Genomic DNA, 14,693 nt, shown 5'->3' with positions numbered 1-14,693 from the left:
CCAGCATTCGCGTGGGCACGGTGTGCCCACCCTACGCCACCTCTGCTCTCGGGTTCCGCGGGTCCTGCGTCCAGTTCATGTACGGCAGGCCGGTCGGCTGCGGCACCATCGTGATGCAGCTCTCGACCGGGCAGGTGATCTCGCACAGGTTGCAGCCCACGCACTCGGTCGGCTTGACCTCGTAGCGGCGCGCATTCCCATCCACCAGCCGCGCGATCGCCTGGTGCGAAGTGTCTTCGCAGGCGACGTAGCACTTGCCGCACTGGATGCACTTCTCCTGGTCGATGCTGGCGATGACCTGGTAATTCATGTCCAGGTATTTCCAGTCGGTGGTGTTGGCCACGGCCTTGCGCGAGAAGGCGGCGATGTTCTCGTAGCCCTTGCGGTCCATCCAGCGCGACAGCCCGTCCTTCATCTCTTCGACGATGCGGAAGCCGTGCAGCATCGCTGCGGTGCAGACCTGCACCGAGCCGGCGCCCAGCGCGATGAATTCGGCCGCATCGCTCCAGTTGCCGATGCCGCCGATGCCGGAAATCGGCAGGTTCCTGGTTACCGGGTCACGTGCGATCTCGGCCACCATGTTCAGCGCGATCGGTTTCACCGCCGAGCCGCAGTAGCCGCCATGGGTGCTGCGCCCGCCGACCACCGGATAGGCCACCATATTGTCCAGGTCCAGGTGGGTGATGGAATTGACGGTGTTGATCAGCGAAACCGCATCCGCCCCGCCGGCCAGCGCCGCCCGCGCGGGCGCCCGCACGTCGGTGATATTGGGGGTCAGCTTCACGATCACCGGCAGCTTCGTATAAGTCTTGCACCAGCGCGTCACCAGCTCGATCAGGTCCGGCTGCTGGCCCACGGCGGCGCCCATGCCGCGCTCGGGCATGCCGTGCGGGCAGCCGAAATTCAGCTCGATGCCGTCGGCGCCGGTCGCTTCGACCAGCGGCAGGATTTCCTTCCACGGCGCTTCCTCGCAGGGCAGCATCAGGGACACGATCATGGCGCGGTCCGGCCAGGCCTTCTTGACCGCAGTGATCTCTTCCAGGTTCAGCGCCAGGCTGCGGTCGGTGATCAGCTCGATGTTGTTGAAGCCGATGACTTCGCGGTTCTTGCCATGCAGGGCCGAGTAGCGCGAAGAGACGTTGACGGCCGGCGGATCCTCGCCCAGCGTCTTCCAGACCACGCCGCCCCAGCCGGCCTCAAAGGCGCGCACCACGTTGTAGGCTTTGTCGGTCGGCGGCGCCGAGGCCAGCCAGAACGGGTTCGGGGACTTGATGCCGCAAAAATCGATGCTCAGGTCGGCCATGCTGCCTCCGCTTTGGATTGGATATCGTGATGGATGGCCAGCGCGGCCAGCTTGCCATGCTGGACCGCCTGCACCGTCAGGTCCTGCCCCGGCGCGACGCAATCGCCGCCCGCGTACACGCCCGGCAGCGCGGTGCGCAGGCAGGCGTCGACGACGATCTTGTCGGTCCGTTCGATCTCGCGTGCCAGCGGATCGACCAGCGCGGCCAGTCCCATGCCCTGGCCGATGGCTTTGAACACGGCGTCGGCGGCGATCTCGATGATGCCGCCGGTCGCGACCAGGCGGCCATCCTGCATGCGGGTCTCCTCGAAGCGCATGCCGCGCACGCGGCCGGCATCGTCGAGCAGCACTTCCAGCGGCGCGGCCCAGGTGCGCATGCGCACGAAATGGGCCTTCGCGATGTCGATCTCGTGGCCGGTCGCGCTCATGGCTTCGAAGCCGCGGCGGTAAACCAGAGTGACCTCTTCCGCGCCCAGGCGCTTGAGCTGGACCGCCATGTCGATCGCGGTATTGCCGGCGCCGATGACGATGGCGCGGCGCGGCACCGGCAGCGCCGACAGGTCGTCCGACTGGCGCAAGGTGGCGATGTAGTCGACCGCCGCCATCAGGCCCGGCGCGTTTTCGCCGGTCAGGCCCAGCTCGCGGCTAGCCGCCAGGCCGAGGCCAAGGAAGACCGCGTCGTAGCGTGCGTGCAGCTCGGACAGCTGCAGGTTCACGCCGAGCGCGCGGCCATGCTGGATCTCGATCCCGCCGATGGACAGCAGGAACTCGACTTCCTTCTGGGCGAAGTCACCCGGCAGCTTGTACTTGGCGATGCCGTATTCATTCAGGCCGCCGGATTTTTCGCGCGCCTCGAACACGACCACGTCATGGCCCAGCATGGCCAGGCGGTGCGCGCAGGACAGCCCGGCAGGGCCGGCGCCGACCACGGCGATGGTCTTGCCGGTCGATGGCGCCCGCTTGAAGGGATGGCCGTCGAACTGTGCGTTGTCGATGGCGTGGCGCTGCAGCAGGCCGATCTTGACCGGCTGGCCCTCGGCGTCGTTGTTGCGCACGCAGGCGTCCTCGCACAGGATCTCGGTCGGGCACACCCGCGCGCAGCTGCCGCCGAAGATGTTCGCCTGCAGGATGGTGGTGGCGGCGCCGTCGATGTTGTGGTCGTGGATGTTACGGATGAAGCTGGCGACGTCGATGCCGGTCGGGCAGGCGCGCGTGCAGGGCGCGTCATAGCAATAAAGGCAGCGCGCGCTTTCGATGGCCGCCTGGCGCGCGGTGAGCGCCGGGGCGAGATCGGTGAAGCGTTCGGACAATGCGTCGTGCGTGCCGCCTGCTTGCGGCAGGTAGTGAAGTGTTTCGATCATGGTGCATCCCTTTGCTTATGTTTTACTTCGTGGTGCGGGAAATGCCGTGCTGCCCTACTTCATCTGCGGGAATGCAAATTCCACGCCAGCGCTCGCCGTATTCGGCCAGCGCTGCATGACCGCCTTGTGCCGCGTATAGAACCGGACCCCCTCCGGCCCATACGCGTGGTGGTCGCCGAACAGACTCTTTTTCCAGCCGCCGAAGCTGTTGAAGGCCATCGGCACCGGCAGCGGCACGTTCACGCCCACCATGCCCACCTCTACCAGCCGCACGAATTCGCGGGCCACGCCGCCGTCGCGGGTGAAGACGGCGACGCCGTTGCCGTACTCGTTCCTGTTGATCAGTTCCAGCGCGCTGCCGATGTCGGGCATGCGCACCACGCACAGCACCGGGCCGAAGATCTCTTCCTGGTAGATGCTCATCGAAGGCTGCACGTGGTCGAACAGGGTGCCGCCGACGAAGAAGCCGTCCTCGCAGCCGGCCACGCGGTAGCCGCGCCCGTCCACCACCAGGGTCGCGCCCTGCTCAACGCCTTCGCCGATCAGCTTTTCGATGCGCTGCTTGGCCGCCTGCGTGACCACCGGGCCCATCTCGGCGCCCTCGCTCATGCCGTCGCCGATCTTCAGCGCCTTGGTGCGTTCGGCCAGGCGCTCGACCAGCTTGTCGCCGGCGTCGCCGATCGCCACTGCCACCGAGATCGCCATGCAGCGCTCGCCCGCCGAGCCGTAGGCGGCGCCGATCAGGGCGTCCACCGCCATGTCCATGTCGGCATCCGGCATCACGACCATGTGGTTCTTGGCGCCGCCCAGCGCCTGCACCCGCTTGCCGGCTGCGCTGCCGCGGGCGTAGATGTATTCGGCGATCGGGGTCGAGCCGACGAAGCTGAGCGCCTGCACGTCCGGATGATCGAGCAGCGCGTCGACGGCAAGCTTGTCGCCCTGGACCACGTTGAACACGCCGTCCGGCAGTCCGGCTTCCTTCAGCAGGCGTGCATGCAGCAGCGAGGCCGACGGATCGCGCTCGGAAGGTTTCAACACGAAGGTATTTCCGCAGGCGATGGCGACCGGGAACATCCACATCGGCACCATCACCGGGAAGTTGAAGGGCGTGATGCCTGCGACCACGCCGAGCGGCTGGCGCATCGACCAGGCGTCGATGCCGCGTGCGATCTGGTCGGTGAATTCGCCCTTCAGCAACTGCGGGATGCCGACCGCGAACTCCACCACCTCGATGCCGCGCGCGACCTCGCCCTGGGCATCGGCGAAGGTCTTGCCGTGCTCGCGCGTGACCAGGGCCGCGAATTCGTCCACCTGCTGCTGGCACAGCTGCAGGTATTTGAAAAGCACGCGCGCCCGCGCCAGCGGCGGGGTCGCGGCCCAGGCCGGGAAGGCTGCGTGGGCGGCAGCGACCGCCGCATCCACGTCTTCGGGCGCGGCCAGCGCCACGCGTGCGCAGGGCTGGCCCAGCGCCGGGTTGTAGACGTCGGCATAGCGTCCGGATGCGCCGTCAAGCTCGCGGCCGCCGATGTAGTGTTGGATCGTCTCGTTCATGATGTTCTTTGCTTAGTCCAGGTTCCGGAGTACGTCGGCCAGTTTGCCGAACAGCTCGTCGATGTGTTTTTTCTCGAGGATCAGCGGCGGCGACAGCGCGATGATGTCGCCCGTCACGCGGATCAGGATGCCGTCCGCGAAGGCCTTCTTGAAGGCGGCAAAGGCACGCGCACCCGGCTTGCCGGCGATCGGCTCCAGCTCGATGCCGGCCACCAGACCGATGGTGCGGATGTCGATCACGTGCGGCAGCCCGCGCAGCGAATGCACCGCGTCTTCCCAGTAGGGCTGGATCGCTTTCGCGTTTTCCAGCACGCCCTGCTCCTTGAACACCTCCAGCGTGGCGATCGAAGCCGCGCAGGCCAGCGGGTGGCCGGAATAGGTATAGCCGTGGGCCAGCTCGATGCCCGGCGGCGCGTCCATGAAGGCGTCGTGGATGAATTTTTTCGAGAACACCGCGCCCATCGGCACCACGCCGTTGGTCAGGCCTTTCGCCGTGGTCATCATGTCCGGCTCGACGTCGAAGTAGTCGACCGCGAAGGGCGTGGTGAGCCTGCCGAAGCCGGTGATCACCTCGTCGAAGATCAGCAGGATGCCGTGCCTGGTGCAGATTTCGCGCAGACGCTTCAGGTAGCCCTTGGGCGGCACCAGCACGCCGGTGGAACCCGACACCGGCTCGATGATGACGGCGGCGATGGTCGACGGGTCGTGCAGCGCGACGATGCGTTCCAGCTCGTCGGCCAGCTCGGCACCGAAGTCCGGCTCGCCGCGCGAGAACGCGTTCTTCAGCAGGTTGTGCGTGTGCGGCAGGTGGTCGACGCCGGGCAGCAGCGGGCCGAAATTCTTGCGGTTGGGGCCAATGCCGCCCACCGACAGGCCACCGAAGCCGACGCCGTGGTAGCCGCGCTCGCGGCCGATCAGGCGGGTACGGCCGCCCTCGCCGCGCGCCTTGTGGTAGGCCAGCGCGATCTTCAAGGCGGTGTCGACCGCTTCGGAACCCGAGTTCGTATAAAACACGTGGCCGAACTTGTGGCCGGTGTATTCCATTAGCTGCTCGGCCAGGTCGAAGGCAGCCGGGTGGCCCATCTGGAAGGTGGGCGCGAAGTCGAGCTGGCCGACCATTTCGCTGACGGCGGCGATGATCTTTGGCTGCGCATGCCCGCAGGGGACGCACCACAGGCCGGCGGTACCGTCGAGGATGGCGTTGCCGTCGACGTCCTTGTAATACATGCCTGCCGCCGACACCAGCAGGCGCGGATTGGCCTTGAAGTCGCGGTTGTTCGTGAATGGCATCCAGAACGACGACATCGATTGCGGCTTGGACTCGTTCATCTGTCTCTCTCCCTAGGGTCAGCCAAAAGATTTACCAATTGGCAAAATCATCGTGCAATAATAGTCAGCAAGACAAGGGCGGCACATATACACAACCGGCGAAATCCGCCAACCGTACTGGCAGCATAACCTGTACAGTTGCCGGCGTCGCACCGGAGGGAGTCGGCAATGGCTGTATCTGGGGAACACCAGCTTGAAGTCCTGAGTGAGCAAGATCTTGCCGCCAACGACGGCAAGGCGGGCTCGGCTTGGCCCGTGCTGAGCATCGACCGCCAGCGCCGCGGCAGCCTGGTCGACCAGATCGTCGCGGCGATCATCGGGATGGTAAATCGCCGGGTACTCCGCGTCGGCACCAAAATGCCCTCGGTTCGACAATTCGCAAAGGTCAACGCCGTCAGCACCTTCACGGTCGTCGAATCCTACGACCGCCTGCTCCATCTGGGCGTGCTGTCCTCGCGCCGCGGTTCCGGCTTTTTCGTGGCCCGCTGCGGTCCGGATGCGCCGCAGCAGGCCTGCGCCCCTTCCGCCACAGCGGCTGTCGACGCCCTCACCCCGGATCTCTATTCCGGCCAGTCCGAAGCGCTGCCGGTCGGCGCCGGCTGGCTGCCGCCCGAGTGGTATGGCGAATCGACGATCCTGGACGCGGTGCGCCACGCGATGAAGATTCCGGCCGGCCGCCTGCGCGGCTACGGCCACCCGCTCGGCTTCCCGAGCCTGCGGCAGCACCTGGCCAAGACCCTGTCCGGCGAACTGTGCGCGGTCGAGCCGGAACAGATCCTGCTGACCCACGGCGCCACCCACGCCTTCGACCTCGTCCTGCGCACGCTGACGCGTCCCGGCGACGTGGTATTCGTCGAAGACCCCGGCTACAGCAACCTGCTCGCGCTGGTGCGCCATCACGGCTGCATCCCGGTCGGCATCCCGCGCAGCGCGGCCGGCCTGGACATGGAAGCGCTGGCGCGCGAAGCAGCCGCCCACCACCCCAAGCTCATGTTCGTCAACACGGTGCTGCAGAATCCCCTCGGCACCTCGCTGTCGCAAGCTCAGGCGCACCGTTTGCTGGCGCTGGCCGAGCAATTCGATTTCTGGCTGGTCGAGGACGACATTTACCGCGAACTCGCCAGCGCCGGCGAAGCCTCGCTGGCAGCAATGGACGGCCTGCGCCGCGTGATCCGCATCGGCAGCTTTTCCAAGACCCTGTCGCCGGTGCTGCGGGTCGGCTCGATCTGCGCGTCCGGCTCGCTGATCCCGGAACTGGTGCGCGTGAAGATGCTGACCGGGCTGACGACCTCCGAAGTCAACGAGCGCGCTGTGTTCGACGCCGTCAGCAACCGCGCCTACCGCAGACAGGTCGAGCGCCTGACGCAGCAGCTTGCGCAGGCCAGCGAGCGCGCCCAGGAGCGCCTGGTGGACGCCGGCCTGCAGCCGCTGGCGCGCCCGCGCGGCGGCATGTTCGTCAGCGCCGGCTGGACTGCCCCAGGCACGCGGGACCGCAACGCCAGGACGATCGCCGAACAGGCCCTGCGCGCCGGCATCCTGCTCGCGCCCGGCGACTTCTTCAGCCTGCAAACGCCGGCCACGCCCTGGTTCCGCTTCAACGTCGCCTACGCCGCCGAACCCTTACTCCTCGATTTCCTTCGCACCTGCCGCTAAGACATCGCCATGACAATGACAATCAATGAGACCAGCCTTGAACCCGCCGGCGTCACCTTGCCCGGCAAGCGCGTGCAGCACCGCGAGGAAGTCGAAACCGCGATCCTGCGCGAAGCGGTGCGCCTGTTCGCCGAGCGCGGCTTCGAAGGCACGCCGATCGCGGAAGTGGCCGAGCGCGCCGGCCTGTCGAAGCAGAACCTGATGTACTACTTCCCGACCAAGCAGGCGCTGTACAAACGCGTGCTGGACGACGTGCTGGACGACTGGCTGGCACGCATGGCCAGCCTGGCCGACCCCAGCCAGGATCCGGCCGACGTGCTGCGCGCCTACGTCGCGGCCAAGCTGCGCTTTTCGCGCGAGCAGCCGCTGGCCTCGCGCGTGTACGCGATGGAAGTGATCGGCGGCGCCAAGATGTACGGCGAGCAGATACGCCACCGCGTGGTGCCGCTGCTGCGCCAGGACATCGCCGTGTTCGAGCGCTGGATCGCGGACGGCCGCATCGCTCCGGTCAACGCGACGCATCTGTTGTTTGCCGTATGGGCGATGACGCAGTCGTATGCGGATTTTTCGGCGCAGATGGCGCTGGTGCTGGGGCGCGCAGAGTTGACGGCGCAGGATTTCGAAGAAGCCGAACGCGTCATCACGGCGATGGTACTGTCCCTCACCGATCAAGGAAACAAGCATGCCTGAACTGAAGCCTACCACCCACGACACCGAACGCCTGCAATTGCGCTGGATGACGGAAGACGACGTGGCCGGCCACTACGCCGTGTTTTCCGACCCGGTGGTCGCGCGCTACTGGAGCAGCGAACCCTGGACCGACATCGAGCAGGCCCGCCAGGGCATCGCCGCGACCATCGCCGCCTACGCAGACGGCAGCGGCGTGCGCTTCGGGATCGTGTTGCGGGAGACGGGAGAATTGATCGGCAACGTCTCCCTGCACCACTTCTTCGAGCAGAACCGCCGCTGCGAGATCGGCTACGCGCTCGGTAGCCGCCACTGGGGCCAGGGCTATGCCACCGAGGCCCTGCGCGCCGCCATCCAGTACGGCTTCGACGCCCTGAACCTGAACCGCATCGAAGCCGACATCGACCCGCGCAACATCGGCTCGGGCCGGGTACTGGAGAAAGTCGGCTTCAGGAAGGAAGGTTATATGCCCGAGCGCTGGTTCGTGTTCGGCGAGTTTGCGGACACGGTCAACTACGGGCTGCTGAAGCGTTACTGGGACGAAGCCTGAGGGTTCACCCAGACCATATTCCAGAGGTGACCGTCCAGGTCCTCGAAGCCCTGGCTGACCATGAAGCCCTCGTCCTCCAGCGGATGCGGCGCACGGCCGCCGGCCGCCACGGCCTTCTCCACCAGGCTCGCGACCTCTTCACGGCTTTCGCACATCAGGCAGATGATCACCTCGTTGCCTTCCTTCGCCTGTACGACGGGCTTGTCGATCAGGGACTTGAAGAAGGCTTCGGTGGTCAGCATGGCCTGGATGTTCTCTCCCTCGATGACCATCATCGCCGCGTGGTCGCCGGACACCTTCGGATTGAAGCCGAAGCCCAGGCTGGCAAAGAAGGCCTTCGATTTTTCCAGGTCCCGGACCGGCAGGTTGAAAATGACTTGCTTGCTCATGACGTTCTCCTTTTTGATATTGTAATTATCCGGATCAGGCTTGCGGTGCCATCCAGACCAGTTCCCAGATGTGGCCATCCAGGTCCTCGAAGGCGTGGGCGTACATGAAGCCGTGGTCTTGCGGGGCGCGGGGCGCGCGGCCGCCGGCGGCGATGGCTTTCGCCACCAGGCCGTCGACTTCCTCGCGGCTCTCGCAGCTCAGGCAGACCAGCACTTCGGTCGCTTCCTTCGCCTGGACGATGGGCTTGTCGATGAAGGTCTTGAAGAAGGGTTCGGTCAGCAGCATTGCATAAATGCTGCCCTCGGCGATGACCATGCAGGCCCCGCTGTCGTTGGTGAACTGCGGGTTGAAGCTGTAGCCGAGGGCGCCGAAGAAGGCCTTGGACTTGTCCAGGTCCTTCACCGGCAGGTTGACGAAGATTTGCTTGTTCATGACATCCCCATGTTGATGAAAGGTGAGTAGAAAACGGCTGCTACATCCTGACGACGAACGATGATGGGGGAAATCGACAAGCTTGTGAAAATATTTTTTACCAGACCCTCATCACCAGACCGCTTCGGTGTTGCGCCACGCCGGCAGCGCCTGCACGCGCTCGAACCAGGCCAGCAGGTGCGGATAGTCCTCCAGTGGCAGGCGCGCCCGTTCGCGGTACATCAGCGGCGCTGCCACCGCATAGTCGGCCAGGGTCACGCCGTCCCACACCAGCCAGCGGCGGCGCGCCAGGTGCTTGTCCAGCACCTCGGCCGCCCGCGCCAGGTCGGCTGCGCCGCGCGCCAGTTCGTTGACGTCGGCGTCGATGCCGGTCACCATCTTCTTCCACACGTTTTCCCAGGCGATCACGCTGACCGCCGGCGCGAAGTGCTGGCAGGCCCAGAACATCCAGCGGTTGACGTCGGCGCGCCCCAGCGGGTCGGCCGGGTAGACCGTCTGGCCCGCCTTGCTGTCGGCCAGGTACTGCATGATCGCGCAGGATTCCCACAACACGAAGCCGTCGTCCACCAGCACCGGGATCTTGTTGTTGTCGTTGACTTCGGCCAGGCGGCGGCGGTCGCCCTCGTTCATCAGGTTGACTTCGATGAGGTCGAGCTGGATGCCGAGGTGGTCGGCCGCCAGCAGGACGCGGCGCGCATTGGACGAGATGGGATGATAGTAGAGCTGCATTGCCAGGTCCTTTCAGGTTAGGAATCTGGCAATGTTAGCGAGACGCTATGACAGATCCTGTCAGGAGTGATCCGGGATGCCGTGCAGCGCCCGCCACTGCTTCAGCAGCGCATGGCGCGGCGTCGGATAGCGCTCCTCGCCCATCTCGGCGTTGACGATGCGGTCGATGCGGAAGTGGCGGATCGCATCGCGCAGCTCGCACCAGGCGGCCATCACGCGGCGCTCCTGGAAGAAGGCCAGCGCGAAGGGCCATACCACCCGTTCCGAAGCAGCGTCCTTTTCGTCGCGGTAGGCGATGCGCAGCTTGCACTGGCGCCGGATCGCTTCGCGCGCCGGCTGCACGAAGGGTTCCGGCGCAGACGGCTGCGGCCCTGCCGGCACCCACAGGCTCATCTCCGCCATGTGGTCGCGCAGGTCACGCGGGGTGGCGGTGGCGATCTTGGCCAGCGCGCGCTCGGCGGCCTCGCTCAGGGACGCATCGCCCTGGTGGCGCACCCAGCGCGCGCCCAGCACCAGCGCTTCCAGCTCGTCGGCGTCGAAAATCAGCGGCGGCAGGAAGAAGCCGGTGCGCAGCATGTAGCCGACGCCGGCCGAGCCGTCGACCGGCGCGCCGAGCTGGGCCAGGGCCTGGATGTCGCGGTAGATCGTGCGTTCGGAGACGCCGAGTTTCTCGGCCAGCTGGGCGGCCGTGACCGGGCGGCGGTTGCCGCGCAGGGCGTCCATCAGCTGGAACAGGCGGCCGGTGCGGCTCATGGCGCGTCCGGCAGCAGCAGGAGCAGGTCGGTCGCGCCGACATCGATGCCCATCTGCGAAAACAGGGTCGTCGCCTGGCCGCGATGGTGGGTCTGGTGATTGAAGACGTGCTGCAGGACCTGGCCCAGGATTTTCCTGTTGCTGCCGCCCTTGGTCGACGTCCACTCGAAGGCTTCGCCCAGCCGGGCGGGGGCCACTTCGGCGCAGAAGGCGACGATCGCTTCATCGAGCACGGCCCTGAGCTCGGCCAGCCCGGCCAGGGTCGGGCGCAGCGGCGTATTGGGGAAGCCCGGCTGCGGCAGCTGTTCCACGCACTCGAGTGAAACCAGGCCAGGCAGGTAGCGGTCTATCCGTTTGAACCAGAGGATATCGCCGATCGCGATATGGTTCAGCGTGCCAAAGATCGAGCCGAAGAAGGCGCCGCGGTCGCGGTGCAGCTCTTCTTCCGGCAAGGCAGCCGCCGCCTCGTACAGCTTCCTGTTCATCCATTGGTTGTAGCTGGCGAGCCGGGAAAAATAGGCGTTGGTAGGCATGGCGCGGTGAAAAATTGGCGGTTTGCAATATTACAATAGCATTCCATTTATCTGTCTGCATGACCGGCCATCCCACGTTTCCTGCACTTCGTCGGACACCGGTAGAAGCCGGCGGATTGCGCCATTAAAGTAACTCCATCGCATAACGAAACAGGAGTACCACCTCATGAAAAGCGCCAATTTCCGCACCTTCTGGGACAGCATGGAAGACGTCGCCCGCGACATCGTGCGCGCCTGCCGCCGCGGCGCGCGCAGCATCGCCGCCATGCCGCTGCCGGCCATGATCGCCTGCTGCATCCTGCTGGCGTTTGTGATCAGCATCCTGCCGCTGGCCCTGTTCCTGTTCATCCTCTTCATGGGCGTGAAGGTCGTGGCCGGCGCCTTCGTCATCGACCGCCGCCGCACCGTGCGAGAGCAATAAGGAGTTCGTATCATGCGCGCCAGCCAGATCAATCACGGGCTCGACTTCCTGCGCGACGCCTTCAACGAAGCCAGCAAGCTGTGGTGGCGCTTCTTCGACTGGCTCGCAGTGGTCGACTGGCGCCAGCTGTTCCTGACCTGGTTCCTGGCGGTGGTGTTCTGCATCATCCTGAACATGCCCGAACCGGCCTTCTGGTACGTGCTGATCTCCTTCGGCGTCAAGGTCCTGGCCGGCGGCAAGCGCAAGGCCGAGCTGGTGGCGAAGGAAGCCACCATGCAGGCCAATGTCGCCACGCTGGAACGGCGCCTGATGGAAGCGCAGATGGCGGCCCTGCAGGCCCAGGTCGAGCCGCACTTCCTGTTCAATACCCTGGCCCTGATCGGCCAGCTGATCGAGACCGACCCGCAGGAAGCCGCGCGCGTGCATGCCCACCTGATCGAATACCTGCGCTCGACCCTGCCGCAGATGCGCGCCCGCGACGGCGGCACGCTGGGCAAGCAGGTCGAGCTGTCGAAGGCCTACCTGTCCATCATGCAGGCGCGGATGAAGGAACGCCTGAACGTGCGCTTCGAGGTGCCGGTCTTCCTCGGCAGCGCGCCCTTCCCGCCCATGATGCTGCAGACCCTGATCGAGAACTCGATCAAGCACGGCCTGGAGCCGAAGATCGAAGGCGGCACCGTCACCGTGCGCGCCTATGTCGACGGCGCCACGCTGCACGTCGAGGTCTGCGACGACGGCATTGGCATCGACCCGCATGCGGACGACGGCATCGGCCTGGCCAACATCCGCGAACGCCTGCAGCTGCTGTACGGCGCGGACGCCGAGCTGATAATCCACACCCCGCCCGCCGGCGGCGCCTGCGCCCTGATCAAACTGCCCTACAAGATGATGGAGACCGCATGATGAAGGATGGCGTCCTCACCGCCATGATCGCCGACGACGAAGCGCCGATGCGCGACCTGCTGCGCGCGCGCCTGGCCGTGGTCTGGCCCGAACTGCGCATCGTCGCCGAGGCCGCGAACGGCGTCGAAGCCGTGGCCCTCGGCGAACAGCACCAGCCCGACATCGCCTTCCTCGACATCCGCATGCCGGGCCTGAACGGCATCGAGGCGGCGCGCCAGCTGTACCGGCGTTCGCACATCGTGTTCGCCACCGCCTACGACCAGTACGCGCTGGACGCCTTCGAACAGGGCGCACTCGACTATCTGTTGAAGCCGGTGAGCGCGGAGCGGCTGGCCACCACCTGTGAACGCCTGCGCAGCCGCATAAAAACGCCCGCGCCCGCGCAGCCGGACATCGGCCAGCAGCTGGCGAAGCTGACCTCGCTCCTGGAAAAAAAGGGAAGCGAAAAACCGAAGACCGGCTACCTGCGCTGGATCCAGGCCCAGGTCGGCGCCAGCCTGCGCATGGTGAGCACGCGCGAGGTGCTGTTCTTCCAGTCGGACGAGAAGTACACGCGGGTGCAGACGGCCAGCGCCGAATTCCTGATCCGCAAAACCCTGAAGGAGCTGGCCGAGGAGCTCGACCCGGACGAGTTCTGGCGCATCCACCGCTCGACCCTGGTGCGCGTGGACGCCATCGGCGAAGTCGCGCGCGACCTGCGCGGACGCCATATGCTCAGGCTGCGCGGCCATCCCTTCGAACTCGAAGTGAGCCGCAATCACACCTATCTGTTCCAGCAGATGTGAATCGCGCGGCGGCGCTGGTAGGATGGGCGTGTCCACCCATCGAGGAGCCGCCGATGCCATCCGCTGCCATTCCCTGCATGCGTTACCGCGACGCGCCCGCCGCCATCGCCTGGCTGTGCGAGGCCTTCGGCTTCCAGTGCCAGTTGGTGGTGCCGGGCAGCGGCGACACCATCGCCCATGCCCAGCTGACGCTGAACGGCGGCATGATCATGCTGGGTTCGGTCAGCAGGGACAATGAATACGGCAAGCACCTGGCCCAGCCGGACCAGATCGGCGGCCGCGAGACCCAGACCGTCTACCTGCATGTCGACGATGCGGACCGTGTCTGCGAGCGCGCGCGCACTGCCGGCGCCGTGATCCTGCAGGAGCCGGCCGATACCGAGTTCGGCAGCCGCGGCTTCATGTGCCGCGACCCCGAGGGCCATATCTGGAATGTCGGGACCTACGATCCCTGGCAGCCGGAGCTGCTCGACCACCCCTGATCAGCCGGGTCGATCAGCCAAACAAGCCTTCGTCGGACCCGTCGCCGTCGAAGAAGCCGCCATTGTTGTCCAGGCTGCCGCCATCGTCGAGACCGCTGTCGAACAGGCCTTCCGAGGCGACGTCGCCGGAACCGCTGTCCAGCAGATGATTGCCGGACGCGCCGCCGATGTCGCCGAGGCCGGCCTGGTCGGCCAGCGCGCTGCCCGACTGGTCGCTGAACAGGTTGTTGCCCTGGTCGTCGCTGTTCAGCAGGCGGTTGCCGCCGCCCTGGTCATGGTGGTGGAACATATTGTCCAGGCCGTGGAACAGGAAATTGCCCGCAGCCACGCCGGCCGCCGTCGCCGCGATCGAGCCCAGCAGGCCGCCGCCACCGCCCAGGAAGCCGCCGCCGGAGCGCGAGCCGAACATGCCGCCCATCATCGACGGTTGAGAGGACTGCGGCTGGTACTGCTGCTGGTACTGCGGCGGGTAGTCGCGCGGATCGCGATAGTACTCGCGCCGCTCCTGCTGCATCGGCGCGCTCGCGGGACGCGAACCGCCGCTATTGCCCCAGGCATTCGCGTCGAGGAAGCGCCGGTCGCCCTGCTGGACGGATTGCAGCTGATTTTGCAGCTGCGCGATCTGCTCTTTCGCATTGTTCAGGGCCTGCTCCTGCAGCAGCGAGCGCTGCACCAGCAGGTAGGCCGCGTCCGGCTGCTGGGCAACGGCGCGCTGGATCATTGCATCGGCCTCCGGGTCCTTCTGGACGCCGCGCGCCTGGATCAGCTGGTTCAGGAAATCGTGCAACATCTGTGTATCTTGCGGGCTCATGACCTTGCCTCCTTAATAAT

Annotated in this window: 17 protein-coding genes; 7 read left to right on the top strand and 10 right to left on the bottom strand. The window is 66.0% G+C overall.

What is annotated here, in order from left to right:
- Nucleotides 1–31: 31 nt before the first annotated feature.
- Genes preA through aptA form a run of 4 tightly spaced genes read right to left on the bottom strand, consistent with a single transcriptional unit; the run spans nucleotide 32 to nucleotide 5,544 of the window.
- A complete protein-coding gene (gene preA / locus AC07PE_RS14145) occupies nucleotides 32–1,303 on the bottom strand; it encodes an NAD-dependent dihydropyrimidine dehydrogenase subunit PreA (RefSeq protein ID WP_498765422.1) in 1,272 nt (423 codons plus the stop codon).
- Nucleotides 1,291–2,664, bottom strand: coding sequence for an NAD(P)-dependent oxidoreductase (locus AC07PE_RS14140; RefSeq protein ID WP_498765420.1), 1,374 nt, complete (start codon nucleotides 2,662–2,664; stop codon nucleotides 1,291–1,293). Before AC07PE_RS14140 ends, preA begins: the two co-directional genes overlap by 13 nt.
- A 54-nt stretch (nucleotides 2,665–2,718) precedes the next feature.
- Nucleotides 2,719–4,215, bottom strand: coding sequence for a CoA-acylating methylmalonate-semialdehyde dehydrogenase (locus AC07PE_RS14135; protein WP_498765418.1), 1,497 nt, complete (start codon nucleotides 4,213–4,215; stop codon nucleotides 2,719–2,721).
- Between the two features lie 12 nt (nucleotides 4,216–4,227).
- Complete coding sequence (aptA, locus tag AC07PE_RS14130; protein WP_498765416.1) at nucleotides 4,228–5,544, bottom strand: omega-aminotransferase AptA; 1,317 nt, start codon at nucleotides 5,542–5,544, stop codon at nucleotides 4,228–4,230.
- Nucleotides 5,545–5,712: 168 nt separating this feature from the next.
- Between aptA and AC07PE_RS14125 the strand changes: the two genes are divergently transcribed.
- The 3 genes from AC07PE_RS14125 to AC07PE_RS14115 are packed head-to-tail and all read left to right on the top strand — an operon-like array spanning nucleotide 5,713 to nucleotide 8,434.
- Nucleotides 5,713–7,197 carry an aminotransferase-like domain-containing protein gene (locus AC07PE_RS14125; RefSeq protein WP_498765414.1) on the top strand — a complete coding sequence of 495 codons (1,485 nt, stop codon included), beginning with the start codon at nucleotides 5,713–5,715 and terminating at the stop codon, nucleotides 7,195–7,197.
- Between the two features lie 9 nt (nucleotides 7,198–7,206).
- Nucleotides 7,207–7,887 carry a TetR/AcrR family transcriptional regulator gene (locus AC07PE_RS14120; RefSeq protein ID WP_498765412.1) on the top strand — a complete coding sequence of 227 codons (681 nt, stop codon included), beginning with the start codon at nucleotides 7,207–7,209 and terminating at the stop codon, nucleotides 7,885–7,887.
- Nucleotides 7,880–8,434, top strand: coding sequence for a GNAT family N-acetyltransferase (locus AC07PE_RS14115; RefSeq protein ID WP_498765410.1), 555 nt, complete (start codon nucleotides 7,880–7,882; stop codon nucleotides 8,432–8,434). Before AC07PE_RS14120 ends, AC07PE_RS14115 begins: the two co-directional genes overlap by 8 nt.
- Here AC07PE_RS14115 and AC07PE_RS14110 read toward each other — a convergent pair.
- The 5 genes from AC07PE_RS14110 to AC07PE_RS14090 all read right to left on the bottom strand — a co-directional run bounded on the left by AC07PE_RS14110 (nucleotide 8,416) and on the right by AC07PE_RS14090 (nucleotide 11,271).
- On the bottom strand, nucleotides 8,416–8,823 hold the full coding sequence (locus AC07PE_RS14110; protein ID WP_498765408.1) for a VOC family protein: 408 nt from the start codon (nucleotides 8,821–8,823) through the stop codon (nucleotides 8,416–8,418). The genes AC07PE_RS14115 and AC07PE_RS14110 overlap by 19 nt on opposite strands.
- Nucleotides 8,824–8,857: 34 nt before the next feature.
- A complete protein-coding gene (locus AC07PE_RS14105; RefSeq protein WP_498765406.1) occupies nucleotides 8,858–9,256 on the bottom strand; it encodes a VOC family protein in 399 nt (132 codons plus the stop codon).
- A 111-nt stretch (nucleotides 9,257–9,367) separates the two neighbouring features.
- Complete coding sequence (locus tag AC07PE_RS14100; RefSeq protein WP_498765404.1) at nucleotides 9,368–9,985, bottom strand: glutathione S-transferase family protein; 618 nt, start codon at nucleotides 9,983–9,985, stop codon at nucleotides 9,368–9,370.
- 60 nt (nucleotides 9,986–10,045) lie between these two features.
- Nucleotides 10,046–10,738 carry a helix-turn-helix transcriptional regulator gene (locus AC07PE_RS14095; protein WP_498765402.1) on the bottom strand — a complete coding sequence of 231 codons (693 nt, stop codon included), beginning with the start codon at nucleotides 10,736–10,738 and terminating at the stop codon, nucleotides 10,046–10,048.
- The gene (locus AC07PE_RS14090) at nucleotides 10,735–11,271 is read right to left on the bottom strand and encodes a DinB family protein (protein WP_498765400.1); all 537 of its coding nucleotides are present in this window, start codon (nucleotides 11,269–11,271) and stop codon (nucleotides 10,735–10,737) included. Before AC07PE_RS14090 ends, AC07PE_RS14095 begins: the two co-directional genes overlap by 4 nt.
- 166 nt (nucleotides 11,272–11,437) lie before the next feature.
- On the opposite strand from AC07PE_RS14090, the gene AC07PE_RS14085 reads away from it, so the two are divergent.
- Genes AC07PE_RS14085 through AC07PE_RS14070 form a run of 4 tightly spaced genes read left to right on the top strand, consistent with a single transcriptional unit; the run spans nucleotide 11,438 to nucleotide 13,862 of the window.
- Nucleotides 11,438–11,692 (top strand): hypothetical protein, encoded by a 255-nt coding sequence (locus AC07PE_RS14085; protein ID WP_498765398.1) that lies wholly within the window; start codon nucleotides 11,438–11,440, stop codon nucleotides 11,690–11,692.
- 12 nt (nucleotides 11,693–11,704) lie between these two features.
- Nucleotides 11,705–12,595 carry a sensor histidine kinase gene (locus AC07PE_RS14080; RefSeq protein WP_498765396.1) on the top strand — a complete coding sequence of 297 codons (891 nt, stop codon included), beginning with the start codon at nucleotides 11,705–11,707 and terminating at the stop codon, nucleotides 12,593–12,595.
- Entirely contained in the window at nucleotides 12,592–13,380 is a 789-nt protein-coding gene (locus AC07PE_RS14075; protein ID WP_498765394.1) for a LytR/AlgR family response regulator transcription factor, read from the top strand. Before AC07PE_RS14080 ends, AC07PE_RS14075 begins: the two co-directional genes overlap by 4 nt.
- Nucleotides 13,381–13,433: 53 nt before the next feature.
- On the top strand, nucleotides 13,434–13,862 hold the full coding sequence (locus AC07PE_RS14070; RefSeq protein ID WP_498765392.1) for a VOC family protein: 429 nt from the start codon (nucleotides 13,434–13,436) through the stop codon (nucleotides 13,860–13,862).
- 13 nt (nucleotides 13,863–13,875) lie between these two features.
- Here the strand turns inward: AC07PE_RS14070 and AC07PE_RS14065 are convergent, their stop codons facing one another.
- On the bottom strand, nucleotides 13,876–14,673 hold the full coding sequence (locus AC07PE_RS14065) for a DUF2076 domain-containing protein (protein ID WP_498765390.1): 798 nt from the start codon (nucleotides 14,671–14,673) through the stop codon (nucleotides 13,876–13,878).
- Nucleotides 14,674–14,693 lie beyond the last annotated feature (20 nt).

The organism is Telluria sp. GW821-FHT07G12 (genome assembly GCF_059418525.1).
Note: the sequence above shows the minus strand (reverse complement) of the source record. Positions and strands in the feature narration are given on the sequence as shown.